The sequence below is a fragment of the Allokutzneria oryzae genome, assembly GCF_042429765.1.
Lineage (GTDB): Bacteria > Actinomycetota > Actinomycetes > Mycobacteriales > Pseudonocardiaceae > Allokutzneria > Allokutzneria oryzae.
The window spans coordinates 587,558-612,409 of record NZ_JBHLZU010000002.1; the positions used below are offsets into that span (position 1 = coordinate 587,558).

The following is a 24,852-nucleotide window of genomic DNA, read 5'->3' on the forward strand; positions in this document are numbered from 1 at the left end:
CCGATTTGATCCCGGCGGACGGTGTCGGATAGTGTTTCGCCAACGCCACGGCAGCGGGGCGCGGAACAGTCGGCAAGCCAGCCGGAGACCGCGGATCAAGCCGGGCAGCACGCGGATGTAGCGCAGCTGGTAGCGCATCACCTTGCCAAGGTGAGGGTCGCGGGTTCGAATCCCGTCATCCGCTCGGAAGGCCCTCGTCCGGGCCGACTGGATCCTCGGGGGCACTCGAGTTTCGGCGGAGTGGCCGAGTGGCTTAGGCAAGGGCCTGCAAAGCCCTGTACGCGGGTTCGATTCCCGCCTCCGCCTCGGGCGATTAGCTCAGTGGGAGAGCGCTACCTTGACACGGTAGAGGTCACAGGTTCAATCCCTGTATCGCCCACCAGTTATACATGCTGGTCAAACGGCCCGTTGACGATCTTAGTCAACGGGCCGTTTGCTGTCCGTGGGAGCAGTATGGGAGCACGCGATCTTGACCACATTCTCGGATGGGTAGTGGTCGGCCCAGATCGTGCTCCCACCGGGCCTGCGGTCCGGCCGGCCGGGAAGTCGTAGAAGGCCAGCAACTGGTCGAGATCGTCGGTGAACTTCGCGACGGCCTTGCCGAACTTGGCTCCGTAGACAGCTTTGAACCTGGTCATGGCATCGAGGGCGTGCTGCCGGTCCTCGGCGTTCCAGATCTCCGCCCCGCCCCCGACGGCTAGCACTGGGGCGCGCATCCCGCGGCGGGCGCAGTCCCGCAGCAGGTCCGCCCAGGACTCGGTGGACTCACGGCAACCGTCGGCCAGCGCAACGAGTTCCTTGCGGCCTTCGGCACGCACGCCGATCATGACCAGGAACTGCCCCAGGCGGGCAGGATCACCGAGGAAAACTGGCACCTCGCGCCGGTGTCCAGGTCGATGCGCTTGTCGTTGACCCGTGGTGCGGTGACCTCCACCGCGCCAGCGGACGTCAGCACCTCGCGGGGCTGGTGATAGCCGTTGCGCACCACCAGGCGGTGGCCGCGCTCGTCGCGGCGTCCGCGAACTGCGCGATGTAGGCATCCCTCGGCCTACAACGCCTCGGCCAACATCCGACGGGCGCCCTCGCGGACGATCTCATCGATCAACAACGCGGAATCCGATTTCGATGACTGACCCACAGCGGGTCGATGTAGTCCAGGGACTCACCGCGGGCTCGGCGGGCAGCAGCACGCGCTCCGCCATGCCGAGGTGGTCCATCTCCCGATGCCGCTCGATGTCCACGCAGAACCGGCGGCTCCGGGAGATCACCAACGCGGCCAACTCGGCGGAGTGCGAGAGGGTGAAGTCGAACTCCGCAGCCACTTCTCACGTTTCATCGAGGCCACCTAGGCGCGTCGCTGCTCGTTCTGTAGCAGGAGGTGTATGGCTGCGGAGTCGGCGACCATCGGACCGAGAGCGCCACGGACTGCCACTGGACCTGGTCCACCGTCAAGCGCACCGAGCGCCGTGTCTGGGAGGTGAAGACGGTTCCGAAGGGCGAACCCACTTCGAGCCCCCCAGCGGCGATGGAACCGAACTGATCACCAGATGCAACCTCAGGTGCCGGCGCCGCTGTCGAGCAGCCAGTGGTAGCGCATGCGCATCGCACGCTCGATGGCGCCGATCGCCGCGCCGAAGCCGAGCGCGAGGTTGAGCCACAGCGGCAGACGCAATGGTGACTCGAACGCGCCGAAGGCGTCGGCGATCAGCGGGATCTGGGAGATCGGTTCGGCGATCTGCAGCAGGTTCAGACCGACACCGGCGAGCAGCATGAGAATCGAAACGGCTCCGATGAGTCCGCTCGCGGTGGGATGCTTCCGGGCGAACCGCATGCGCCGTCCCTCGCCGGATCGCGGGTCGGGTACGAGGCGCCGCACGGCTCCGCTGTCGGTGACGAAGTGGCAGCGACGCATGCCTGCCTCGCTCCTGCTGACCTCGATGTGCCCGCCTTCGACCTCGAACCGCGCGGGCAGTTTCGACTCCAGCCGGAGGAACCCGTCGAGATACAGTCCGGCCCTCACCACACCGTACTGGGCATCACCGCCGTGCTTGACATCCACCGTGTGCACGACCGGTCGTCCCCGGACCGGGAGCGTGATCGACAGCACCGAGCGGCGTGTCATCTGCCACCAGCGGAAGGGCGCCAGTGGCCGCCCGTCGCCCGGCGTCGCGCGCTTGGTCAGGCGGCGTTCGTTCCAGCTCGAGCCCATGTCTCCCGTCTCTCCACCCTGGTCGTCGTGAGGTCGCGTCGTTCCCCGGCGAGGCCGGCGATCACGCGGCCATCTCAGGTGTGCGCGCAGGCCCGTCCTTGCGCGTCATCCACCAGACGATCGCCGTGATGACGACAAGCGCAGCGCTGGGCGCGAGGTTCAGCCACGAACCGACCGCCTCGCCTCGATTGGCGAGCTCCGCGCCGATGTCGAAGTGCAGGGTTGTGCCCAGCACGAGAGCCGTCACGTTGTAGACGCCGTGCAGAACGACGGCGACTTCGAGCCCGCCGGTGCGCCACGTCACGATCGCCATGGACGAGAACAACACGAGATAGGACGTGAACAGAAACGGGTCGAGCGTTCCGTGGACGAGCGAGAACAGCACGGTAGTCGTGACGATGCCGAGGATCGCGCCGGACCGCGCCCCTCGGGTCCAGCTACCGAATACGCGAAACAGCAGTCCGCGGATGCCGTACTCCTCCCCCGCGGCGCCGAGAGGGGTCAGCAGCATCCCGATGACGAAGAACGAGATCAGATCGACGGTCGTCCACGGTACGGAGTTGCCGCCGTCCAGCGCGACAACCGCGACCACCACCAGCAGCGGCGGTCCGAACACCAGCAGTGCGCGACCGAGCACCCCGAACCGGAACCGGCCTGCCACGGAGTGCAGCGACGCCGCCCGCACGCCGTAGACGACGCGTTGCACCAGCATGCAATACGGGATGAGCACGGCCAGCCCCAGCGCGCCGGCCGCCTGCCTCAGCGGCGTCGACGGTCCCGAACGACCGAACAGGGCGGCATCAACGACCTCCGAGAGCCGCTGGAACAGGACGGCGAAACCGATGAACCCAACCACGAGGAGCACGATCGCGAGCATCCCCCGAAGGATGCGCCGCCCCTCCCCCGCGTACACGCGGTGGTACTCGGTGCCCGCCGGTACACCGCGCACCGACACCGGTTGATCACCTTGCAGAAGCCATGGTCGTTCGCGAGCTGCCATCATCCACTCCCCGTTTCGATGTGCGATCATTTCTATCACACTGTGCTAGACAGTATCACGCTGTACCAGAACGCGGATCTAACACGCCGTGATAGGAAGAAGCAGGACAATCGAACGAGGTGGACCGGCGCATGACTCACAGCACACGAGACAAGATCCTGATCGCCGCAGCGACCATGCTCGGTGAGGATCCGACGGCCAGGCTGAGCGTGCGCGCCGTGGCAGCACGCGCGGACGTCAGCACCGGGTCGCTGCGGCACTTCTTCCCCACCCAGCGGGCATTGATCGACGAGGTGGTCGCAGGGCTCCACGAGGTGGACCTCCCGGACGACCCGATGCAGGACCTCACACGAACACCGGCAGAACGCCTGGTGGCGTGCCTGCAGCTGTTGCTGTCACAGGTGGGAACAGGAGAGCGAGCCCGCAACCACTGGGGCGCGCTGTACAACGCCTACGTGGCGTCATCCCCGTCCGAGGACGACAGTCACGCCTTCCTGGCTCTCGAAAGGCTCTCCATAAACCGCGTCGTGCGATGGCTCTCCGTCCTGCGCGACGACGGAACACTCGCACCCGGCGAACTCGAACACCACGCCCGATTCCTCCTGACCGTCGTCAACGGCCTGCTGACCGAACGAGCCCTCCCCGGCGACCTGACACGACTCGAGTTCGAAAAGCGCACACTCACGGCCGCCACCTCGGCCGTTCTTCAACAACAGCTCTGACGCACGAGCCGCTTGCCGCGCGAGGACCGAAGGCGAGGCTCGCGCGGTGGCGAGACGGTCAAGGAGCCCTGGTTCCAGCTGACTGGTTCACCTCGCAGAACCCGGACCGACAGGCAGCGACGACCCGAAGCCCAGACGGTTCGCGCCAGGACTGTGCGGTGGCTTGCGGTGCCGGGCGATGGCCAGGACACCCGACATACTCCTGCGCGGCGGTCACGCCCGCCCGACTCCCAGCCGGAACGCCCACGCCGCAGCCGGCAACCGAGGACAAGCCGTCTCCGACGCAGCGTGTCACCTGATATTGCCCGCTGACCTCGTGGGGCGGCGTGGGAGTCCCGTTGGGGAGTGTGTAATGAGCAAATCCAGCAGAGCTCGCACCAGAGCGGTGCGACAGCGCATGGTCAAGTCCGGCGCGAGCTACGCACGCGCCGTTCGTGAGGTAGGCGACCCTCGCCAGCAGTCCATGTCGAACCGCACCGACGCGGTCCGTGCTCACATCCGCGCGTTGTTGACAGGGCAAGCCCAGGACACGCAACAGCGAGACGCTGAAATCGAGGCGCTGGAGGCGCAAGGACACCGCATCGTGGACGGCGGTCAGACCGGGCCCGACTCGTGGGAGATCCTCGACTGGCGCACAGGCGAAGAACTCGCACACGGCGACGACGGCCTCGAAGGGTACGACGCGACGACCGATCGCCTCGATGCCGACGAGATGTGGATCCACCTCGACCAGATCGCCTCGGAGTCAGGACCTCGACCCGTGACCGCGGGCATCCCCGAGAGTCTGAGTGAGGCGCTGGACGACTGGATCTCCTCAATGAGCACGTCCGACGAGGACATCGCGGAGTTCATCGGTTGGTCGGTGGACAAGGTCCGCGACCACAGGGGAGAGCACCTCGAAGTAGAAAGTCGGTACGGCCGCTTGGGGCGGAACCAGCGATCCCGCCCCAAGGAAGCTGTCACGGGCGTGGCGACAACTCGAAACGGGACTCGACTACGAGACTGCCGGTATAAAACTGCTGGCCAGCCCAGGTTCCATCCTTTGGTAGTCCCGCCAACGGCACTACTGGGAGCAGATTGGGAGCCGCCAGGCGTGTCCAACCGCGTTGAACCGCGCCGAATGGCTCCCAACGTAGCCATGTGACCTGCTGAAGTCTCAGTACCGCAGGTCAGGTCACCTGTTGATCTTAGTTGACACGGTAGAGGTCACAGGTTCAATCCCTGTATCGCCCACCAGTTGTCCAAGCTGGTCACAGACCCTGTCTTCCCGGTTGGGGAGGCGGGGTTCTGTGCTGTTCGGGGTCGAACTGGCGACATCCGGCCAAGATCATTTTCTGCCCCTGGTTGGTGGGGGCGGGCTGTGCGGCCCGTGGGGCCTCCAAGGCCAGGAAGCATCGGAGGACTTCGGTTCCCTCGGTGGGTCGGAGCTGTTGGAGGGAGTCGAGCCACCGCACCTCCAAGGCCTCCCGGATCTGTTGGCGCACGACGTCGGTCACACGGTCGTAGGTGCGGGCGATGCCCTCCCTCTTCTGCTCCAGTCGATTTCGCCGGGCGAGCTCTGGGATCCCGTCCTTGGTCAGCCAGGTGTTGTGGGAATGACGGCCTTCGTGAAAGGTCAGCCACCACAGCTCCAGGTTCGCGGCGCTGGCCGACGCGGCGAAGAACGGCCACACGTTCTCGATCGTCGGCTCGGCGGACGTCTCGCAGGAGATCTCGGTGATCCAGTCGTACTTCTTCTTCTGGCAGTACAAGGAGCAAGCGGACTGCGCGACGGTCCCGAAGGCCGGAGCCCCGGAGGCCTACGAGAGCCACCTCAGTGACCTCCTGCGCTAGCCGGGCAGGAACACGTCGCGGTCGTTCGTGCCCCAGTCCGTCGACATCCCGCGCTTCGACCATCTGGCGACGCCCGACATCGACTTCTGGGTGAAGACGCAGGGCAAGCAGCTGCTCTACATCTACGGCGGGAACGACCCGTGGAGTGCCGAACCCTTTGAGCTCGGCTTCGGCGCGAAGGATTCGTACATCTACACGGTGCCCGGCGGGAACCACGGCGCACGGATCGCGCTGCTCCCGGCGGCGCGGGCGGCCGAGGCGACGAACACCGTGCGTCGGTGGGCCGGTCTTCCGCCTGTCTCCTCCGGCGGCACCGCGCGCTCGGCCCCGGCCGAGTTCCCGGACTTCGACGCGAACCTGACCCTGCTCGACCGCCCAGGCCTCTGACGCCCGGGCGGTTGCTCCCCCAGTGGCTGCGCGAAGGCGCCACGTACTACTCGCGGCCGCTGGGAAGGCGGGGTTCTGTGCTGTCCGAGGTCGCGACTGCGTGTTCGCGCCGAACGACGAGCCGATGTCCACCCGGTCATGCTCAGCCTGGCCTGTTCGGTCCAGTTCACAACCACAGCTGAAGATCTCCCCGGTGCCCCCTCCGAGCAGTCGCGGTGCCGGGCGCTTGGCGTCGAGTCGGGGGAGGAGAGGCGTTGAGCGAGCTGTTCGGCGTCCGCGGTGACACATCCGTTATCGCACGTGGTCTACGTCGTGCCGAAGGACCTGGCGTCACCGACGGACACCGCCGTCCTGGCGGAGTGGGCCGCCGCGAACCTGTCGCCCGCCGCACGGCCTCGCGCCTGGCATCTCATCGATGACCTGCCGCGGACCAGCGTCGGCAAGGTCCGGCGGTTCCGCCTCTCCAACGCACCATCGACCGCCGACGACGACTGAGACAAGCAGCCGTTCCCGGATGTCCTCCAAGGCAGGTCCTGAAAGCCGGATGACGAGGTCGATCACGGCTTGTGGCAGGAGGTCGCGGCGACGCTGGTCCGGGCCGTCCTCTGTGGCATTTTGGGACGATGAACCCACAGGACCCCGCTGCACGTGAGCCGGAGCCGGAGGACCTGCTCCCAGTCGGGGAGGTGTCGGCGCGCACCGGGGTCGCGGTGTCCGCGCTGCACTACTACGAGAGCCTCGGTCTCATCGCGAGCTCGCGCACGACTGGGAACCAGCGCCGGTATCCGCGGCACATGATCCGGCGGATCGCGCTCATCGTGGTCGCGAAGCGGCTGGGCATCCCGCTCACGGACGTGGCCGACGTCTTCACCGCGTTGCCGCTCGACCGCATGCCCACGCGCCACGAGTGGCAGCGCGTGTCGAACACGTGGAAGCGCGCACTGGAGCAGCGGCGCGCGTCGATCGAGTCCCTCGAACGGGAACTGACCGGGTGCATCGGCTGTGGCTGCCTGTCGATGAAGGCGTGCCGGCTGCTCAACCCCAACGACGAGCTGGCGGGCGGGGGACCTGGCGCACATCGCATCACGTGACGCTTGACCTCAAGTGAACTTGGGATTTTAGCCTCGCGTCCGTGAACGAGACAAAGGAATCCGGGTCCTGGCGGGAGTTGCTCGGCAGGCGCTACGCGGCCGTGTCCGCGGTGCTGGCGGGCGGTGTGCTGGTCGAGGCGAGCAACGTCTACCTCACGACGAGCCTGCTGCCGACGATCGTCGCCGACATCGGCGGGGCCGAGTACTACGCGTGGACGATGACGTCGTTCCTCGTGGCGTCGGTGATCACGGCGATGCTGGTGAGCAGGCTGCTCACCACGCGCGGCGCGGTCGCGTCGTACGTGATCGCGTTCCTGCTGTTCACCGCGGGCACCGTGCTCTGCGCGGTCAGCCCCGGCATGGCCACCCTGCTGGTCGGGCGCGCGGTGCAGGGCCTCGGTGGCGGGCTGCTCGCCGGGTTGGGTTACGCGCTCATCCAGCGCGCGCTGCCGGAACGGCTGTGGGCTCGCGGCGCGGCGCTGGTCTCGGCGATGTGGGGCGTCGGCAACATCCTCGGCCCCGCGGTCGGTGGGCTGTTCGGCCAGTTCGGCGCGTGGCGGCTCGCGTTCGTCGTTCTGGCCGGGATCGCGCTGGCGTTGGTCGGGCTCGCGGTGCGGGCGATCCCGCGCACCGAGACCGGGCCGTCCGCGTCGCCGGTGCCGTTCGGGTCGCTGGTGCTGCTGACGCTCGCGGTCGCCGCGGTGAGCCTCGCGAGTGTCGTGTCCGGGCTCGCGACGGCGGTGGCGATCGCGGCCGGTGTGGTTCTGGTGGCGTGGTTCGTGCGGCACGAGCGGTCCGCCCGGGCGAGCGTGCTGCCCAAGGTGGCGTTCGAGCCGGGGTCGCCGCTGCGGTGGGTGTACGTCACGACGGTGGCGCTGGCCTTCGGCATCGGCACCGAGGCGTTCATCCCGCTGTTCGGCCAGGAAATCGGCTCCCTGCCGCCGCTGGCAGCGGGCTTCCTCGGTGCGGCGCTGTCGCTCGGCTGGTCGGTGGTGCAGGTGTTCAGCGCGAACGTCACCGCCACGCGCGCGGTCCGGGCGCTGGTGATCGCGGGCCCGGCCCTGCTCGCGGCGGGGCTGCTCGGGTACGGCGCGCTGCAGCACACCATGCCGGCGGGTGTGGTCGTGGCCGCGTGGTTCGTGGTGCTGTTCGTTGCGGGCAGCGGTATCGGTGTGGCGTTCCCCCACCTGACGGTCGCCGCCCTCGGGGCGACGACCGATGAGGAGGAGGGTGCGAAGGCGGCGGCGGGCATCAACACCGTGCTGATCATCGCGAGTGCGTTCAGCGCCGGCGCCGCGGGAGTGCTCGTGAACCTGGGCGCCCCGGACACGGTGACCTCAGCGCACTACCTGATGGTCGGGTTCGCGGTCGTGGCGGTGCTGGGAGTCTTTCCCGCCGCGGCGGCGGTACGCGCGCGGCGGGTGCCCAACGGCGCCTGAACAGTCGGGACAGGGGCAGCCACTTGCGTGGTTCCGCTGCCGGTCACGAACCCCGTCTTCTCGGTTGAGAAGGCGGGGTTCGGGGTCAGCGCGCGAAGAGGACGGCTCCCGGAGACCTCTCGCTCGGTGCGAGGAGCATCTCGGCTTCGACCGTGAACCCGGCCTCGCGCAGCCAGGCCGCCACGCGAGCGAGCGGGCGGCGGTGGATGCGCACGTTCATCGGGTGCCCGCCGTAGCCCTCCGTCTTCAGCCGCGAGCCGTCGCCTTCGTGGAAGCCGAGCACCAGTGGGCATCCGGGGCGCAGCACCCGGCGGAAGTGCGCCAGCACCACGGGAACGTCGTTGTCGGGAATGTGGATCAACGACCACCACGCGAGCAGGCCGGCGACCGAGTCGTCGGGGAGAGCCAGGTCCGTCATGGAGCCCACCTCGAACCGCACACCGGGGTGGTCACGCCGGGCCACGTCGATCATCGTGGGGGAGAGGTCGATGCCGAAGGCGTCGACGCCGAGCTCGCGCAGATGGGCGGTGACGTGTCCCGGCCCGCAGCCCACGTCCGCCACCGGTCCACCGCCGACGGTGTGGACGAGGTCGGCGAACAACGCCGCGATCGCCCGCAGGTAGGGCTTCTCGGCGAGGGCGTTGCGCACCTGGTCGGCATAGCTGACCGCGACCGTGTCGTAGGAGGCTCGGGTGTCGGCCAACCAGCCCTGGGCGTCCATGCGTGGAGACGGTAGTGCAGTCGAGGCGCGGGCATTCGCCACAGGCGATCCGGCAAGAACTCCGGTCTGTGGACGGGTGATCAGCCGTAGGGTCGGGCGGTGACCGCGACGCCTGGAACCACAGCCGACATCCCGCAGACGCCCGAGGAGTTCCTCCGGGACTTCCACAACAGGTTTCCCGGGCAGCAGTCGGTAGGGGTGGAAGCCAGCCCGACCGCGGCAGGGCGGACCAGCTACCAGGAGTTCGCGGACCGGGTGGCCGGCTCACGGTCGGTGCTGGATCTCGGCTGTGCTGACGGCGCGTTGCTGGAGGTGTTGGCCGCGCGCGGAGCGGAGGAGCTGGCGGGCGTCGACTTGTCCGGGGCGGAACTCGCACTGGCCCGTCAGCGGCCTGCGCTCGCTGGTGCCGATCTGCGCCAAGGGCGGGCGCAGGAGCTGCCGTTCCCCGACGGGTCGTTCGACGCGGTCGTCTCGCACATGGCCTTCATGCTGATGACGGATGTCGAGCGCGTCGTCGCCGAGGCGGCCCGTGTCCTTGTCCCTGGTGGGATTCTGGCCGTTGCGGTGGGCGGCGGTGCGGTGGCGGGCGAGGCGATGGAACTGTTCCTCTCCCTGGCCCGTCCTCACTTCCACGCCGCTTCCGACGCTGGGCGACGGATGCCCAAGCTGGGTGACCGCAGGGCCCGCACCAGAGAGGGACTGGACGAGATCCTCGCACCGGCTGGGTTCGCACCCGTGACGTGGGAGTCGATTGTTCTCGACCAGAGCGGGACACCTGAGCAGGTGTTGGAGTTCAACCTCTCGATCTTCTACGACCTGGTGGTGCTCGAAGAGGACCAGATCGCGCGGCTGCGGCGGGCTTTCCTCGACGACGCGCGGGCCCTGGTCTCCGACGGCAGGCTGCCGTGCGGAATGCGAGTCAACATCGCCACCTCCCGCTTGGAGCTCCGGACCTCCTGAGAAGAGTCGAAGGCCAGCTGCGTCGTCGACCGCATCGTGGTTCCCTTCTCCTGAAGACTTCAGGGATGACTGAAATCTCGTGGCTGTCGTGGGAACCGGGGCTCCCGGTCGCGGAAGAGCAACTGCGCCCGGACAAGGGCCGGGTTCGGAAACCTTTGTGCGCCACTGTGGTCAGCGGGTGGGCCGAGCTGCGGATTATCGGCGGCACGCTTGTCGTCCGAACCCCCCGTAAAGAGGGGTCGGGTTGGGCACCTGCCACCATCTCCGCGCCGACGTGAGCGGACCGGCGCGGGTGCGTCGCCGTTGCTGCCATGATGGGCTGGCGTGGCCGTGATCCTGGCGACGTGGAGGCCGTTCCCGGCCCCCTGCGGGAGAAGGCGTCGTGGATCGACGAGGACGGTCATGGCCTGGCCACTGCTGCCGTGTCGGCAGGAGGGGAGGCGAGGAGCGTGTTGGAGGAGCAGGACCAGCGCGAGGAGCTGGCCACTAGCCTGCGAGAGCTGACCATCGTGTTGTCCTCCACCGAGGACAACGAGGAGACGCTGCGGCACGTCGCCGACACCCTGTCGCGGATGGTGCCGCAACGACCGACGGTCGCCGTGACGCTGCGCCGGGGCGGGCGGACGGTGACGGTGCCGTCCTCGGACGCGGGAGAGGGGCTGGCCGAGGCGATCCGGCGCGGCGAAGGACGCGGGCCGTGCCAGGAGTGCCTGCGGCGTGGCGAGCCGGTCCTGGTGCGCGATGTGGCCAGCGAACCCCAGTGGGCGTCGTACTCGGCGAGGATGCTGGCGCAGCAGGTGCGCAGTGTCTACGTGTACCCGTTGCGCGCCAACGGGAACGTGGTGGGGGCGCTGAACATGTACTCACCGGTGCCCAACGGGTTCGGCGCGCCGACCCGGCGGATGGTGCGGTTGGCCGCCGAGTACACCGGTGTCCTGCTCGGCGCGGCGATCCAGGTCGCCGAGCAGCGCAGGCGGGTCGCCCATCTGCAGCGGGCACTGGAGAGCCGGGCGGTGATAGACCAGGCCATCGGGGTGATCGTGGCCCAGCGCAAGTGCGACGCGGACACGGCGTTCGAGATGCTGCGCGCGGCTTCGCAGAACACCAACCGGAAGCTGGCCGACATCGCCGTCTGCATCGTCGCGTCGGCGAGCGGGGCCGGCCCCCGGCCCGGGCGGTTCCGCGAGTAGCAGTCGTCACGTGGGCCGTTGGTGTTCGTCGCCCCGGCATCGGCAGGGCGACCGGCGATGAACGCGGCCACCCGGCCTACGCTTATCGGGTATGGAATCACTGAGGCAGGAAGCAAGGCGGGCCAAGGGGGGTGGCATCGTCGCCATCGCCGCTTCGGCCGGCGGTATCGTGGCGCTCGGCCGGGTCCTGGCGCGACTTCCCGCCGAGTTCGCAGTCCCGGTGGTGATCGTCCAGCATCTCGATCCCCGGCACGACACCGTGATCGCGGAGGTGCTCGAACGCAGCGCGACGATGACCGTGAAGCTCGCCGAGGACAACGAGCGGGCTGCCCCCGGCACGATCTACGTCGCGCCGCCGAACCGGCACCTGCTCGTGGGACGGGGCGGCCTGCTGACGCTGTCCACCAGAGAGCCCTTGCACTTCCACCGCCCCTCGGCGGACCTGCTCTTCGAGTCGGTGGCGACGGCGTACGGCTCGGCGGCCGTCGCGTGCGTGCTGACCGGCACCGGTGACGACGGCGCGGCGGGGGTGCGGGCGGTGAAATCCCGGGGTGGCACCGTGATCGCGGAGGATCCCGGGTCGGCGGAGTTCAACGGCATGCCGGTGGCCGCGATCAACACCGGCGCGGTTGACTTCGTGTTGCCGCTCGGCGAGATCAGCGCCGTGCTCAGTGATGTGGTCAAGGCAGGGAGTTCGTGATGGCAACCGATCCGGACGAAGAGGTGAACAGCGACCTTGAGGCGCTGCTGCACTTCATCCGCGACGCGCGAGGCTTCGATTTCACCGGCTACAAGAGATCGTCGCTCGCCCGGCGGATCGGCAAGCGCATGCGCGACGTGGCGACCCCGGAGTACGCCGACTACCGGGACCTGTTGGAGACCAGCACCGAGGAGTTCGACCGGCTGTTCAACACGATCCTCATCAACGTCACCAGCTTCTTCCGGGACGCCGAGACGTGGTCCTTCCTGCAACGCGACGTCCTGCCCGACGTAGTCGACAACGCCGCCGACGAGATCCGGGTGTGGAGCGCGGGCTGCTCCAGCGGGGAGGAGGCCGTCTCGCTGGCGATCGCCCTGGCCGAGACGCTGGGCGTCGAGGAGTGCACCAGGCGGGTGAAGATCTACGGCACGGACGTCGACGAGGAAGCGCTCCAGGACGCCAGGTCCGGGATGTACTCGGCGCGGGCACTGGACCAGCTCACGCCCGAGCTGCGGGAGAAGTACTTCGAGCCCAACGGAACCAGGTTCGCCTTCCGCGCCGACCTCCGCCGCCGCGTGATCTTCGGCAGGCACGACATCACCCGCGACGCGCCGATCTCCCGGCTGGACCTGCTGATGTGCCGGAACACGCTGATGTACTTCAACGTCGAGACCCAGCGGCAGATCGTGGACCGGTTCCACTTCGCCCTGCGCGAGGAGGGCTACCTGGTGCTCGGCAAGGCCGAGATGCTGCTCTCCGACAACGGGCGGTTCGACGTGGCCAGCATGCGGCGGCGCGTCTTCAAGCGCCGGGGCGGCCGCAGTGTGTCCGGCCACCCGGCCCCCGCCAAGCTCGACACCTCCGCGGGAACGGAGATCAGGGACGCCTCCCGCAGGCGGCTGCTGCGCGACCTGGTGCTCGACTCGGCGCCGAACGCCAAGATCGTCCTCGACGAGTACGAGTCCGTCATCCTGATCAACGGGCAGGCGCGGGCGTACTTCGGGCTGACCACCCAGGACGTGAGCCGGTCCTTCCGCGACCTCGAGGTGTCCTACCGGCCGACAGAGCTGCGTTCCCTGATCGAGCAGGCGCGCACCGAGCGGCGGACGATCCGGCTCTCCAGCGTGGAACGCCGTCGCGGCGATGATGACGTCCAGTACTTCGACATCCTGATCCAGCCGTTGTGGAGCACCGCCACCACCTGGATGGGCACCGCGATCACGTTCATCGAGACCACGTACGTGACCCAGCTCCAGCAGGACCTCAAGCGCCACCGGGAAGACCTGGAGACCGCCTACGAGGAGCTCCAGTCGACCAACGAGGAGCTGGAGACCACCAACGAGGAGCTCCAGTCCAGCATCGAGGAGCTGGAGACCACCAACGAGGAGCTCCAGTCGACCAACGAGGAGCTGGAGACCACCAACGAGGAACTCCAGTCCGGCAACGAGGAACTGGAGACGATGAACGACGAGATGCGGATCCGCACCAACGAGCTGGAGGAGGCGCGGACCTTCCTCGAAGGCGTGCTGGCCAGTGTCGCGGCCGGTGTCGTGGTGCTCGACGGGCAGCTGCGGGTCCGCAGCTGGAACCGGGGAGCCCAGGAGCTCTGGGGGCTCCGCGCCGACGAGGTCCGCCAGGAGGGGTTCTTCACGCTGGACATCGGCCTGCCGACGGACCAGATCCGCGGTGCCGTCGAAAGCTGCCTCGCGGCGAGCGCACAGGTGGGGCCGGTGCGCGTCGAAGCGGTGAACCGGCGAGGAAGGAACATGACGTGCCTGGTCAGCTGCTCACCGCTCAACGGCCAGACGGACGGGGTGGTCCTGCTCATGGAGGAGATCCGCTAGAAGGCCGCCGGGTTCCGTTCGCTGTCAACGGCATTTGTCTTGTTCGGGGACGGCGAACGCCGTGGGGCGACGTACGCTGAGTCCGTGACACGACCCGCGTTCGGGGAAGACGACGGCACCGCGTGGCAACGCGTCGCCGCCGAGCGGGAACGCGCGGCACGCGCTGCCACGATCGCCGCACGGCACGAGGTGCGGCTTCGGGAGTGTTCCGAGCCGACGCGGGAGTTCCACAGGAGAATGGCCACGCTCCACCGCGACATCGAACAACGTCACCAGGCCGCCGCGAAGCTGCACGAGGTCTACGCCGGACGCCTGCGGAAGTGGCGGGAGCTCGGTCTCGGTGCCGCGGCACCGGCCTTCATGACGGCGGTCGCCGAGACGACCGGCTCGAACAGCGTGGTGGTCACCCTGTTCGACAGCCACCGGACCGAGGCGCTGGTGGCCGTCTCCGACCACCTCGCGGAGACGGCGCACGACCTTGAGGCCACCTTCGGTGAGGGACCGATGCGCGATGCCGTCGCCCAGCGTCGGCTGGTCACCGTGCGGGACAACGCCTTCGAGCGGAGATGGCCGCTGTTCGGCCCCGCGATGCTCCAGGCGGGCGTGCACATGATCGCCGCGGCTCCGATGGGCCTGACCACGGAATGCCTCGGCGCGCTGGCCGTGTTCCACCCGGAGGCGAACCCGCGACCCACGGACGTCTCGCTGGACACGATCGCCGAGGCCCTGACCCACACGATCCTCTCCGACCCCGGCACCGCGACCGGGGACGGGATGTTCCGGCTGCCCCTGTTCGGCGACGCCGACCACCTGCCCGTGGTGAACCAGGCGGCGGGCGTGGTCGCGGTGGAGTACGGCTGTGACATCCCCGGCGCGCTCGCGCTCATCCGGGCGCACGCCTTCACCAACGGCGAACTGATCGAGGTCGTCGCGGCCAAGGTGCTGAAAGGGCTGCGCTTCGGAGGAGCCGCCGAGTAGGCACCGCCGCCGCGTCATCGATACGGCGCCCACCAGGCCGCGTCGTCGCCCTCCCGCAGGGTTCGCAGCCGGTGCCGCACCTGTTCCCGGACGTGCGGGTCCTCAGCGGCCATCGGCAGCGCGACGGTCAGCAGCTTCAGCTCGCGCGCCAGGCGGAGCGCGCCGAAGCCGTCCCACGTGGTGATGTCGTAGCCGTAGGAGGCGGCCAGCTCGCGGTGCGCGGCGAGCCCTCCGGGAAACCGCAGCGCCGCGACCGCGGTCGGCACCAGGTCCCACTCGACCGGTCCGACGCAGACGGTGTCCAGGTCGGCGAGCGTCGGCCCGGTCAGTCCACAAAGGACGTTCGCGAGGCGGGCGTCGCCGTGGATCACCGCGCGGGGCAGCCGGTAGCGCACCCCGGCCAGCTGTCTTTCCACCTCGTCGCACCGCGAGACCAGCCACTCCAGCAGCTCGCCGTCGACGTTGTCGGCGTCGGCGATGCGGGCGCGCAGGTCGGTGACCGGGTCCCAGGAGCACAGCACGGGGTCGATCGGGATCCCGTGCAGTCGTTTGAGCAGCCCGGCGAACTCGCCCCGGCGCACCGGCCACCCGGACTCGGGAACCTGCCGCCAGAACGTCACCGCGCCCCCGTCGACCAGCACCGGCTGCTCGCAGGCCGTCTCGACCAGCCGGACCGCGGGCACGTCGTGCGCGGCCAGCAGCCGGGCGGCCCGCACTGCGCACCCGGCGCGGTGCCGCAACCCCGGACTGAGAATGATCTTGGCGACGACCCCGCACCCGGGGAGCACGAACACCGTGGTGCCGATGACCTTCACCAGCCGGGCGCCGCGGGGGTCGATCCCGGCGCGCTCGCACGCCTCGATCAGCACCGACTTCACCGCAGGCACTTTGGACCATGCCTGAACCAGGCCGTCCCGGACCGCACCGAGCATGACTACGTCTTCCCCTCGTACCCCAGGAGAAGGCGTCAGCCACGCTTCCGGACTGCCACCCCTGAAGATGGGCGCGAGCCCATCTCGGCAACGCTAGCCCTTCACGACTATGTCGCTCTGCGGCCGAAAAGGTGATCCTGTCATCAACGAGTTCCCCGCGGTGGAACCCGGAAGGGCGTATCCGGGAGAACGCGGTCGGGCGTTCGCCAGAAAACCGGGACCCGGCGACTGCCCGACCGTGCGCCCGGCCCGCGCGGGGATCAGGTCAGCCCTTCCAGATCACCGGCGACTTGGCGTAGGCGTCGCTCTGGTCGAAGCTCGCCGCGGCGACGCTGCTCCCCTCTCGGGCGGCCTGCAGGACGCAGGTCTCGTACTTCGCGCCCGGGGTGGTGAAGTCGCGCTTCGCGGACTCCGACTGGCACTTGTCGGTCTCGCCGGTGATGATCACGCCCGTGGACCGGCCGTCGGGGCCGAGGCCGCGCAGCCTGACGGAGCTGTAGGACAGGTCGGTGCCGCCGACGTTCTCCACGGTCACCCGGATGTAGAAGGGCGTCATGCCCTTCGCCTTGTCGCCGAACTTGGCGAGGTCGGCGTTCTCGCCCCGGTCGATCGCGGTCACCGTGATGCCGAGGGTGCCCTTCTTCTCGGAGCCGAAGGTGAACGGCACCACGGCTCGCTGGCCGAACGACAGCTGCGTGCCCGGTGCGGTCGCGTCGCCCGAGGGCGCCGGGGCGGGCTGCGCCGTCGTCGACGCGGCCGGGGTGGTCCGCTCCTCGGCGGTGCTCCCGGCGACGGCGGTTCCCGGGGTTTCGCCGCCACAGGCCGAGAGCAGCAGGGCGATCGCGCCCACGGCGAAGGGCAGAATTCCTCGGGTGGAAATCAAAGAAATACTCCTAGGGTCGTCCGCCGAAATGGCGGTTCAACTTTTTTGAGTCGGACCGCGCGAAGCTAGCAGGCGGAGCTGGGAGCTGTGTCAATGCTGCTCCCGATTCGGTTCTGGCCGAAACCTCGGCTGTTCCCCGAGTTGTCGGGGTGATTGTTCGGTGTTGTCGGGCGTGCTTTTGTCGGATGTCCTCCGGTGGCCGGGAATGCGAACGCGGGCGGGTCGGCGAACCGTTCTCGGGCGCCGGGCGGGAGTGGGTGCGCCGGGCGCCGGCCGGACGCCGCTTGGATGTGAGATCCCTTCGCTGTGGGATAAACCGGTGGCGCGGCGGTGTCCGGTTCCTCTAAACACACGGCTGTGATCGACCGCGCCGCGATACTCGACAAGCCCACTCTTTTCGGATCGCGGGTCGTGCTCGTCCCGCTAGGACCCGAGCACGCCGAGGAGTCTTTCGCCGCGCTCAAGGACCCCGAAGGACGCAGACTCACCGGCACCCACCGCGAGTTCACCATGGACGTCATCCAGCGGTGGTGCGAGACCAGGGCCGAGCAGGCCGACCGGCTCGACCTCGCCGTGATCGACCGCGCCTCCGGCACCTACATCGGTGAGCTGGCGCTCAACGACATCGACTTCGACAACCTCTCCGCCGGCTACCGGATCGCGCTCACCGACACCTCCGCGGGCAGGGGCCTCGGCACCGAGGCGACCCGGCTGGTGCTCGCCTACGCGTTCGAGCGGATCGGGCTGCACCGGGTGCAGCTGGAGGTCTTCACCTTCAACACGCGCGCCATCGCCTCCTACCGCAAGTGCGGGTTCGAGATCGAGGGCACGATGCGGCACGCCCTGCGGTGGGACGGCCAGTGGCACGACACGCACGTGATGGGCGCCCTCGCGCCTACGGCCCAGCTGCGCGAAAAGGCCCCGACGACGGCGGATAACATCATGACTCGCCCGTGACCCGTTCCCCGAGGAGTCGTCGTGTCCCAGCCCAACCCGGTCGTCCCGCTCCCAGCGCGTGTGACGGTGCCGGCGGGGACTACCGCCGGCCAGGCGCTGCGTGAGGTCGACGCGCCGAACAAGGGGCCGCAAGCCGTCGTGGTGGTCCGCGACGCCGAGGGCGCGCTGCGCGACCTGTCCTGGGCTCCCGAGGTGGACTCCGAGGTCGAGCCGGTCACCGCCGACTCCGAGGACGGCCGCAGCGTCATCCGGCACTCCTGCGCGCACGTGCTCGCCCAGGCCGTCCAGGAGTTGTTCCCCAAGGCCAAGCTGGGCATCGGCCCGCCGGTCAAGGACGGCTTCTACTACGACTTCGACGTGGACACCCCGTTCACGCCCGAGGATCTGACCGCGCTGGAGAAGCGCATGAAGCAGATCATCAAGGGCGCGCAGCGGTTCTCCCGCCGTCGCTTCGACTCCGTCGAGCAGGCCAAGGCCGAGCTGGCCGAGGAGCCGTACAAGCTGGAGCTCGTCGACATCAAGTCCGATGTGGACACCTCCGAGGTCATGGAGGTCGGCGGCGGCGAGCTGACGATCTACGACAACCTCGACCCGCGCTCCGGCGACCGGGTGTGGGCGGACCTGTGCCGCGGCCCGCACGTGCCGACCACCAAGTACATCCCCGCGTTCAAGCTGATGCGCAGCGCCGCCGCCTACTGGCGCGGCAGCGAGAAGAACCCGCAGCTGCAGCGGATCTACGGCACCGCGTGGGAGTCGGCCGAGGCGCTGGAGCACTACCTGGAGCTGCTGGCCGAGGCCGAGCGCCGCGACCACCGCAAGCTCGGCGCGGAGCTGGACCTGTTCAGCTTCCCCGACGAGATCGGCTCCGGCCTCGCGGTCTTCCACCCCAAGGGCGGCATCATCCGGCAGGAGCTGGAGGAGTACTCGCGGCAGCGGCACACCGAGGCCGGCTACGAGTTCGTCTACTCCCCGCACATCACCAAGGGCTCGCTGTTCGAGCTCTCCGGCCACCTCCAGTGGTACAAGGACGGCATGTTCCCGGCCATGCACATGGACGCGGAGCTCAACGAGGACGGCACGGTGCGCAAGCCCGGCCAGGACTACTACCTCAAGCCGATGAACTGCCCGTTCCACAACCTGATCTACCGCTCGCGCGGGCGTTCCTACCGCGAGCTGCCGCTGCGGCTGTTCGAGTTCGGCACGGTCTACCGGTACGAGAAGTCCGGCGTGGTGCACGGCCTGACCCGGGTCCGCGGCCTGACCCAGGACGACGCGCACATCTACTGCACGCCCGAGCAGATGACCGGTGAGATCGAGTCGCTGCTGAAGTTCGTGCTGGACCTGCTCCGCGACTACGGCCTCGACGACTTCTACCTGGAGCTGTCCACCCGCAACGAGGAGAAGTTCGTCGGCTCCGACGAGGTGTGGGAGCGGGCCACCACGGCGCTGCGCACCGTCGCCGAGAGCTCCGGGCTGGAGCTGGTGCCGGACCCGGGCGGGGCGGCGTTCTACGGGCCGAAGATCTCCGTGCAGGCCAAGGACGCGCTCGGCCGCACCTGGCAGATGTCGACCATCCAGGTCGACCTGAACCTGCCGGAGCTCTTCGAGCTGGAGTTCACCGGCTCCGACGGGTCCCGCCAGCGGCCGGTGATGATCCACCGCGCGCTGTTCGGCTCGATCGAGCGGTTCTTCGGCGTGCTCACCGAGCACTACGCCGGCGCGTTCCCGGCGTGGCTGGCCCCGGTGCAGGTGGTCGGCATCCCGATCGCCGACGAGCACGTGCCGCACCTGCAGGCGGTCGCGGACGCCCTGCGCGGCAAGGGGGTCCGGGTCGAGGTGGACGCCTCCGACGGCCGGATGCAGAAGAAGATCCGCACCCACACCACGCAGAAGGTGCCGTTCATGCTGCTCGCGGGCGGCAAGGACGTGGAGAGCGGCTCGGTCTCCTTCCGCTTCCGCGACGGCACCCAGATCAACGGGGTCTCGACCGAGCACGCGGTGCGCGCGATCACGGACTGGATCGCCCGCAGGGAGAACACCTCGCCGAGCGCGGAGAGCTTCGCGGCGGCGGTGGGCTGACCAGGGGTTCGCTCTCTAGGATCGGTGGGTGTCCAACGCGGAGGTGAGTGCGGTTTTCGGCGCGAGCGGCAGAGGTCCGGAGCTGGTGGAGCAGGACGGGATCGGTGTCCCGGACGCGTTGCAGCGGCTGTGGACCCCGCACCGCATGTCCTACATCCGTGGCGAGAACAAGCCCGTGGACACCGACCGCGAGGCGTGCCCGTTCTGCCGGGTGCCCGACCTCGACGACGTGGACGGGCTGATCGTCGCGCGCGGCGAGACGGTCTACGCGGTGCTCAACCTCTACCCGTACAACCCCGGGCACCTGCTGGTCCTGCCGTACCGGCACATCCCGGACTACACCGACCTCACGCCCGAGGAGACGGTGGAGTTCGCGGAGTTCACCCAGCGCGCGATGCGGGTGGTGCGCGCGGCGGCCGCGCCGCACGGGTTCAACATCGGGATGAACCAGGGCACGATCGCGGGCGCGGGCATCGCGGCGCACCTGCACCAGCACGTGGTGCCGCGCTGGGGTGGCGACGCCAACTTCATGCCGGTGGTGGCGCACACCAAGGTGCTGCCGCAGCTGCTGGGCGAGACCAGGGACCTGCTCGCCGCCGCCTGGCAGGAGCAGGACTAGCGAGCTGCCCGGTAGGTCACGCCCCCACCTCAACCCCCGGAACTCGCTCCGCGTCGCCCGACCTCCGCCCCCCGGGACCCGCTCCGCGTCGCCCGACCTCCGCCCCCCGGGACCCGCTCCGCGTCGCCCGACCTCAACCCCCGGGACCCGCTCCGCGTCGCCCGACCTCAACCCCCGGGACCCGCTCCGCGTCGCCCGACCTCAACCCCCGGGACCCGCTCCGCGTCGCCCCACCTCAACCCTCGGAACCCGCTCCGCGCCCGGGACCCGCTCCGCGTCACCCCCGTTTCGCGTTTTGGGCACTTAATGCGAAATTGGAGCGCTCCAAATCGCGATAAGTGCTCAAAGCGCGAGAATCTCGGCCACGCCGGCCCGGAGGTGCGCGCTCACCGCGGAGTGGGGACGGGTCGGGTCGCCGCCTGGAGGCCAGGGGGTCTGGAGAGGGGGCCGCCCGCCGCGTGGGCGGTGTCGCTGGGGTGGGCGACTCCCTGTCGCATCCCACGTGGAGAGTTGACCTTCGTCACGCGGCGCGTCGGGATGTGCGCGCCCACCTGGCTAGTCGACGGTTAGGCTGCGTGAACCGACCGGGTCCGATCCCGGCCCGCCTCGATCACCGGCAGGTGCGCAGCCCCGTCATGCTGAACCTCTTCGCCCGCGAGTCGGTCTCGCGTGTCACCGATCCGATAGGCGCGTGGCTGGTCCGGCGCGGCCTCACCCCGAACGCGGTCACGGTCGTGGGCACGGTCGGCACGTGCGTGGCCGCGCTGTGGTTCTTCCCCAGGGGACAGCTGTTCGTCGGGACCATGGTGGTCACCCTCTGCACGTTCTTCGACCTCATCGACGGCGCCATGGCGCGCGCGGTCGGCGGGGGCACGCGCTTCGGCGCGGTGCTGGACGCCAGCTGCGACCGGATCGCCGACGGAGCCGTGTTCGCCGCGATCGTGTGGTGGGCCTTCGCGGTCGAGGGCGACCAGGTCGCCGCCGCCGCGGGACTGGTGTGCCTCGTCGCCGCGCAGGTGATCTCCTACGTGAAGGCGCGTGCCGAGGCGACAGGGCTGAGCGCGGACGGCGGGCTCGTGGAGCGCGCGGAGCGGCTGATCATCGCGTTGGTCGGCACGGGGCTGCAAGGGCTCGGCGTGCCGAACGCGGCGGGGGTCGCGTTGTGGCTGCTCGCCGTTCTCGCGGTGATCACCGTGGTTCAGCGGCTCGTCGCGGTGCACCGCTCCGCTCGATGACCGGCACCGAGGTGCTCGCGGCGTTCGCGCGCCGGGCCGAGCTGGTGCGGGCGGTGCTGGCAGGGGAACTCGCAGTGGAGCCGAGCTACGCGCGCGCACTCGGGCTGGCGCTGGACCGCGCGGCGGAGGCCACCGGGGAGGACTGGGTGGCCGCGCAGAACGAGCTGACCTCGATGCTGTCCTGTGTGGACCGGACGCGGATCCCGCGCGAGCTCTGGCGGCGGCTGGCCGAGTCCGAGCGGGAGCTGATCGGCGTGCTCCCGACCGGACTGGACCGGCCGGAGCTGGTCGACCCGGACCTGCGGTACGAGCCGAGGCTCTCCGCGCGGGTGCTGCTGGCCGACGCCGACGACCGGGTGCTGTTGTTCCGGGGGCACGCGCCGGAGTGGCCGGACATCCCGTTCTGGTTCACCGTCGGCGGCGGGATCGACCCCGGCGAGGACCCGCGTGCCGGGGCGGCCCGCGAGCTGCGCGAGGAGACCGGGCTGGAGGCGCCCGCCGACGAGCTGGTCGGGCCGGTGTGGGTGCGGCGGGGGCAGTTCACCTTCGCGGGCGTGCCGACCGACAGCGTCGAGCTGTTCTTCGTGCTGCGGTCGCGGCGGGGGTGGGAGATCGACACCTCCGGCTTCACCGAGCTGGAGCTGGACACCATCGAGCGACACCGCTGGTGGACCGCGTCCGAGCTGGCCGCGGCGCGGGAGCGGGTCTACCCGTACCAGCTTCGCGAGCTGCTTCCCGGTCTGCTCGGCGGTGTGTGGGACGGCGTCACCCGGACCGTCCACTGAGGACTACCTGCGGTGTTCCGGCACCGGGTCGTAGTGGCTGAAACGGCGGGTGAAGCTCGCCGTCCCCGAGGTCAGGGAGCGGAGCTCGATCGCGTAGCGCAGCAGCTCCGTCGCAGGCACCTCGGCGCGCACGATCGTGGTCCCGGGGTGGTCCTCGTCGCCGGGCTCCGTCCCGAGCACGCGGCCACGGCGCGCGGACAGGTCGCCGAGCACCGTGCCCAGGTGCTCGTCCGGCGCCAGCACCTCGACCTCGTCCAGCGGTTCCAGCAGGGTGATCCGGCCCTGGGCCGCTGCCTCCTTCATCGCGAGCGCGCCCGCGGTCTGGAACGCCGCGTCGGAGGAGTCCACGCTGTGCGCCTTGCCGTCGACCAGGCTCACCCGCACGTCGACCATCGGGTAGCCGCTGTGCAGGCCCTTGCCGAGCTGGGCGCGCACGCCCTTCTCCACGCTCGGCACGAACTGGTGCGGGATCGCGCCGCCCACGATGCGGTCGACGAACTCGAAGCCCGCGCCTCGCGGCAACGGCTCGACCACGAGGTCGCACACCGCGTACTGCCCGTGGCCGCCGGACTGCTTCACGTGCCTGCCGTGCCCGGTGGCCGGTGCGGCGAAGGTCTCGCGCAGCGGCACCCGCACCTCCTCGGTGTCGATCTCCGCTCCGCCCGCGCGCAGCCGTTGCAGCACCACGTCCGCGTGCGCCTCGCCCATGCACCACAGGACCAGCTGGTGGGTCTCGGCATTGCGCTCCAGGCGCAGGTTCGGGTCCCCCGCGGCCAGCTTGGCGAGGTTGCGGGACAACGTGTCCTCGTCGCTGCGGCTGTGCGCGACCACCGCGACCGGCAGCAGCGGCTCCGGCATCTCCCACGGCGTGACCAGCAGCGGCTGAGCCGGGTCGGAGACGGTGTCGCCGGTCTCCGCGGAGGACAGCTTCGTCAGCGCGCACAGGTCGCCCGCGACGCAGAACGGGACCTCGCGCAGGGCCGAGCCGAGCGGCGAGTAGACGTGCGCGACCCGTTCGTCGGCGTCGTGGTCCTCATGGCCGCGCTCGGCGAGCCCGTGACCGGAGACGTGCACCGGCCGCTCCGGGCGCAGCGTCCCCGAGAACACCCGGACCAGGGAGACGCGCCCGACGTAGGAGTCGACCGCGGTGCGCACGACCTCGGCGGCCAGCGGGCCGTCCGGGTCCACGGCGAGCACCGGACCGGGGGAGCCGTCCGCCCGGGTGACGCGCGGCGGCCGGTGTTCAAGCGGTGACGGGAAGCCCCTGGTCAGCACCTGGACCAGCTCGGTGAGGCCGACCCCGGTCGCCGAGCACACCGGCAGGACCGGGTGGAAGGAGCCGCGCGCGACCGCCCGCTCCAGGTCGGTGACCAGCGTGGCCTGGTCGATCTCCTCGCCGGCCAGGTAGCGGTCCATCAGGGACTCGTCCTCGCTCTCGGCGATGATCCCCTCGATGAGCTCCGCCCGCGCCGCCTCGATCCGCTCCGCGTCGCCGGAGTCGGGGACGTCGGCCACCGGCACGCGAGCGCCGGAGTAGTCGTAGAGCCGCCCGGAGACCAGCCCGACCAGCCCGGTCACGGCGTTGTCCCGGCCGGTGACCGGGAGGTAGAGCGGCAGCACCCCGGAGCCGAAGGCGGCCCGGCACGCGGCGATCCCGGACTCCACCGCGGCGCGCGGGTGGTCCAGCCGGGCGAGGACCACCGCCCTGGGCATGCCGACGGCGGCGCACTCCTGCCACAGCGCGACCGTGGCCGCGTCGATGCCCTCGGCGGCGCAGACCACGAACAGCGCGGCGTCGGCCGCGCGCAGACCGGCCCGCAGCTCCCCGACGAAGTCGGCGTACCCGGGGGTGTCGATCAGGTTGACCTTGACGTCCTCGTGGGTGAACGGGGCGACCGCCACGGCGACCGACCGCTGCTGCCGCACGGCCGCCGGGTCGTGGTCGCAGACCGTCGTGCCCTCGGTGACCGAACCCGTTCGCGTGATCACCCCCGCGGTGGTCAGCAGCGCCTCGCACAACGTCGTCTTGCCGGCACCGGACGGCCCGACCAGCGCCACGTTGCGTATCCGGGCGGGGTCGGGCGCAGCGACCGCGGCCCCGGCGTGCCCGTTGTCGGTGTTCTTCGTTCCCATCGCACTCGGCCTCCCACAGTCGTCCCACTGCCTGCGATGTGTTCGATCTCACACGCTTGTCGTAGTGCTGACAACCTTGTCGGACGGGGACCGCCCGCCCGGACGAGTGCGGTGTGTGACGGTCCACGTCCCGGCCACCGAAATGGGGTAAGGCG

General features: G+C 69.7%; 24 protein-coding genes, 3 tRNA genes and 2 pseudogenes. 20 read left to right on the forward strand and 9 right to left on the reverse strand.

The features are described from left to right. Nucleotides 1-111: 111 nt before the first annotated feature. The 3 genes from ACFFQA_RS03020 (at nt 112) to ACFFQA_RS03030 (ending at nt 382) form a co-directional block, all read left to right on the forward strand. A tRNA-Gly gene (locus ACFFQA_RS03020) sits at nt 112-184 on the forward strand. Nucleotides 185-234: 50 nt separating this feature from the next. Continuing rightward, nucleotides 235-306: transfer RNA gene (locus tag ACFFQA_RS03025), tRNA-Cys, on the forward strand. 1 nt (nt 307) lies between these two features. Further along, nucleotides 308-382, forward strand: a tRNA-Val gene (locus tag ACFFQA_RS03030). Nucleotides 383-515: 133 nt separating this feature from the next. Here ACFFQA_RS03030 and ACFFQA_RS03035 read toward each other — a convergent pair. From ACFFQA_RS03035 to ACFFQA_RS03050, 4 genes and pseudogenes are all read right to left on the reverse strand, one after another. Beyond that, nucleotides 516-1,138, reverse strand: a pseudogene (locus tag ACFFQA_RS03035) (transposase); the annotation flags it as partial. Continuing rightward, nucleotides 1,095-1,322 carry a 4'-phosphopantetheinyl transferase family protein gene (locus tag ACFFQA_RS03040; protein ID WP_377850007.1) on the reverse strand — a complete coding sequence of 76 codons (228 nt, stop codon included), beginning with the start codon at nt 1,320-1,322 and terminating at the stop codon, nt 1,095-1,097. The gene ACFFQA_RS03040 and the pseudogene ACFFQA_RS03035, both read right to left, overlap by 44 nt. Before the next feature lie 233 nt (nt 1,323-1,555). Further along, the gene (locus ACFFQA_RS03045) at nt 1,556-2,209 is read right to left on the reverse strand and encodes a hypothetical protein (RefSeq protein ID WP_377850008.1); all 654 of its coding nucleotides are present in this window, start codon (nt 2,207-2,209) and stop codon (nt 1,556-1,558) included. 61 nt (nt 2,210-2,270) lie between these two features. Continuing rightward, nucleotides 2,271-3,164: a CPBP family intramembrane glutamic endopeptidase gene (locus ACFFQA_RS03050; protein WP_377850009.1), complete on the reverse strand. Its 894-nt coding sequence runs from the start codon at nt 3,162-3,164 to the stop codon at nt 2,271-2,273. A 176-nt stretch (nt 3,165-3,340) separates the two neighbouring features. Between ACFFQA_RS03050 and ACFFQA_RS03055 the strand changes: the two genes are divergently transcribed. Together ACFFQA_RS03055 and ACFFQA_RS03060 are read left to right on the forward strand one after the other, a co-directional pair. After that, on the forward strand, nt 3,341-3,931 hold the full coding sequence (locus ACFFQA_RS03055) for a TetR/AcrR family transcriptional regulator (protein WP_377850010.1): 591 nt from the start codon (nt 3,341-3,343) through the stop codon (nt 3,929-3,931). A 352-nt stretch (nt 3,932-4,283) separates the two neighbouring features. Continuing rightward, on the forward strand, nt 4,284-5,075 hold the full coding sequence (locus ACFFQA_RS03060; RefSeq protein ID WP_377850011.1) for a hypothetical protein: 792 nt from the start codon (nt 4,284-4,286) through the stop codon (nt 5,073-5,075). Between the two features lie 106 nt (nt 5,076-5,181). Here ACFFQA_RS03060 and ACFFQA_RS03065 read toward each other — a convergent pair whose 3' ends face one another. Next, complete coding sequence (locus tag ACFFQA_RS03065) at nt 5,182-5,682, reverse strand: hypothetical protein (protein ID WP_377850012.1); 501 nt, start codon at nt 5,680-5,682, stop codon at nt 5,182-5,184. Between ACFFQA_RS03065 and ACFFQA_RS03070 the strand changes: the two genes are divergently transcribed. The 5 genes and pseudogenes from ACFFQA_RS03070 to ACFFQA_RS03090 all read left to right on the forward strand — a co-directional run bounded on the left by ACFFQA_RS03070 (nt 5,612) and on the right by ACFFQA_RS03090 (nt 8,681). Further along, a complete protein-coding gene (locus tag ACFFQA_RS03070) occupies nt 5,612-5,764 on the forward strand; it encodes a hypothetical protein (protein WP_377850211.1) in 153 nt (50 codons plus the stop codon). The two genes, ACFFQA_RS03065 and ACFFQA_RS03070, sit on opposite strands and share 71 nt — an antisense overlap. An 18-nt stretch (nt 5,765-5,782) precedes the next feature. Continuing rightward, nucleotides 5,783-6,151: pseudogene (locus tag ACFFQA_RS03075) on the forward strand (aminopeptidase); the annotation flags it as partial. Nucleotides 6,152-6,430: 279 nt separating this feature from the next. Further along, a complete protein-coding gene (locus tag ACFFQA_RS03080; protein ID WP_377850013.1) occupies nt 6,431-6,646 on the forward strand; it encodes an AMP-binding enzyme in 216 nt (71 codons plus the stop codon). A gap of 128 nt (nt 6,647-6,774) precedes the next feature. Further along, nucleotides 6,775-7,242 (forward strand): redox-sensitive transcriptional activator SoxR, encoded by a 468-nt coding sequence (soxR, locus tag ACFFQA_RS03085; RefSeq protein ID WP_377850014.1) that lies wholly within the window; start codon nt 6,775-6,777, stop codon nt 7,240-7,242. A gap of 41 nt (nt 7,243-7,283) precedes the next feature. After that, complete coding sequence (locus ACFFQA_RS03090) at nt 7,284-8,681, forward strand: MFS transporter (RefSeq protein WP_377850015.1); 1,398 nt, start codon at nt 7,284-7,286, stop codon at nt 8,679-8,681. A gap of 85 nt (nt 8,682-8,766) precedes the next feature. Here ACFFQA_RS03090 and ACFFQA_RS03095 read toward each other — a convergent pair whose 3' ends face one another. After that, the gene (locus tag ACFFQA_RS03095) at nt 8,767-9,402 is read right to left on the reverse strand and encodes a class I SAM-dependent DNA methyltransferase (RefSeq protein WP_377850016.1); all 636 of its coding nucleotides are present in this window, start codon (nt 9,400-9,402) and stop codon (nt 8,767-8,769) included. Between the two features lie 99 nt (nt 9,403-9,501). Here ACFFQA_RS03095 and ACFFQA_RS03100 point away from each other — a divergent pair, with 99 nt between their 5' ends. From ACFFQA_RS03100 to ACFFQA_RS03120, 5 genes are all read left to right on the forward strand, one after another. After that, nucleotides 9,502-10,362, forward strand: a complete 861-nt coding sequence (locus ACFFQA_RS03100; protein WP_377850017.1) for a class I SAM-dependent methyltransferase — start codon at nt 9,502-9,504, stop codon at nt 10,360-10,362. A 344-nt stretch (nt 10,363-10,706) separates the two neighbouring features. Further along, nucleotides 10,707-11,552: a GAF and ANTAR domain-containing protein gene (locus tag ACFFQA_RS03105; protein WP_377850018.1), complete on the forward strand. Its 846-nt coding sequence runs from the start codon at nt 10,707-10,709 to the stop codon at nt 11,550-11,552. A gap of 91 nt (nt 11,553-11,643) precedes the next feature. Beyond that, nucleotides 11,644-12,252, forward strand: coding sequence for a chemotaxis protein CheB (locus ACFFQA_RS03110; RefSeq protein WP_377850019.1), 609 nt, complete (start codon nt 11,644-11,646; stop codon nt 12,250-12,252). After that, nucleotides 12,252-14,096 (forward strand): CheR family methyltransferase, encoded by a 1,845-nt coding sequence (locus tag ACFFQA_RS03115; protein WP_377850020.1) that lies wholly within the window; start codon nt 12,252-12,254, stop codon nt 14,094-14,096. The genes ACFFQA_RS03110 and ACFFQA_RS03115 overlap by 1 nt, the downstream gene beginning before the upstream one ends. Nucleotides 14,097-14,180: 84 nt before the next feature. Continuing rightward, nucleotides 14,181-15,074, forward strand: a complete 894-nt coding sequence (locus ACFFQA_RS03120; protein WP_377850021.1) for a GAF domain-containing protein — start codon at nt 14,181-14,183, stop codon at nt 15,072-15,074. 14 nt (nt 15,075-15,088) lie between these two features. Here ACFFQA_RS03120 and ACFFQA_RS03125 read toward each other — a convergent pair whose 3' ends face one another. Together ACFFQA_RS03125 and ACFFQA_RS03130 are read right to left on the reverse strand one after the other, a co-directional pair. Continuing rightward, on the reverse strand, nt 15,089-15,952 hold the full coding sequence (locus tag ACFFQA_RS03125; RefSeq protein ID WP_377850022.1) for a phosphotransferase family protein: 864 nt from the start codon (nt 15,950-15,952) through the stop codon (nt 15,089-15,091). A 319-nt stretch (nt 15,953-16,271) separates the two neighbouring features. Continuing rightward, nucleotides 16,272-16,889 carry a hypothetical protein gene (locus ACFFQA_RS03130; protein ID WP_377850023.1) on the reverse strand — a complete coding sequence of 206 codons (618 nt, stop codon included), beginning with the start codon at nt 16,887-16,889 and terminating at the stop codon, nt 16,272-16,274. 357 nt (nt 16,890-17,246) lie between these two features. Here ACFFQA_RS03130 and ACFFQA_RS03135 point away from each other — a divergent pair, with 357 nt between their 5' ends. The 5 genes from ACFFQA_RS03135 to ACFFQA_RS03155 all read left to right on the forward strand — a co-directional run bounded on the left by ACFFQA_RS03135 (nt 17,247) and on the right by ACFFQA_RS03155 (nt 22,564). Continuing rightward, nucleotides 17,247-17,846 (forward strand): GNAT family N-acetyltransferase, encoded by a 600-nt coding sequence (locus ACFFQA_RS03135; protein ID WP_377850024.1) that lies wholly within the window; start codon nt 17,247-17,249, stop codon nt 17,844-17,846. A gap of 21 nt (nt 17,847-17,867) precedes the next feature. Further along, nucleotides 17,868-19,925, forward strand: a complete 2,058-nt coding sequence (gene thrS, locus ACFFQA_RS03140; protein WP_377850025.1) for a threonine--tRNA ligase — start codon at nt 17,868-17,870, stop codon at nt 19,923-19,925. Between the two features lie 28 nt (nt 19,926-19,953). Further along, entirely contained in the window at nt 19,954-20,544 is a 591-nt protein-coding gene (locus ACFFQA_RS03145) for an HIT family protein (RefSeq protein ID WP_377850026.1), read from the forward strand. Nucleotides 20,545-21,179: 635 nt separating this feature from the next. Continuing rightward, the gene (gene pgsA / locus ACFFQA_RS03150; protein WP_377850212.1) at nt 21,180-21,779 is read left to right on the forward strand and encodes a phosphatidylinositol phosphate synthase; all 600 of its coding nucleotides are present in this window, start codon (nt 21,180-21,182) and stop codon (nt 21,777-21,779) included. Then, nucleotides 21,776-22,564, forward strand: coding sequence for an NUDIX hydrolase (locus ACFFQA_RS03155; RefSeq protein WP_377850027.1), 789 nt, complete (start codon nt 21,776-21,778; stop codon nt 22,562-22,564). Before pgsA ends, ACFFQA_RS03155 begins: the two co-directional genes overlap by 4 nt. Nucleotides 22,565-22,567: 3 nt before the next feature. On the opposite strand, the gene ACFFQA_RS03160 is transcribed toward ACFFQA_RS03155, so the two are convergent. Beyond that, nucleotides 22,568-24,697 carry an elongation factor G-like protein EF-G2 gene (locus ACFFQA_RS03160; RefSeq protein ID WP_377850028.1) on the reverse strand — a complete coding sequence of 710 codons (2,130 nt, stop codon included), beginning with the start codon at nt 24,695-24,697 and terminating at the stop codon, nt 22,568-22,570. Between the last annotated feature and the right edge of the window lie 155 nt (nt 24,698-24,852).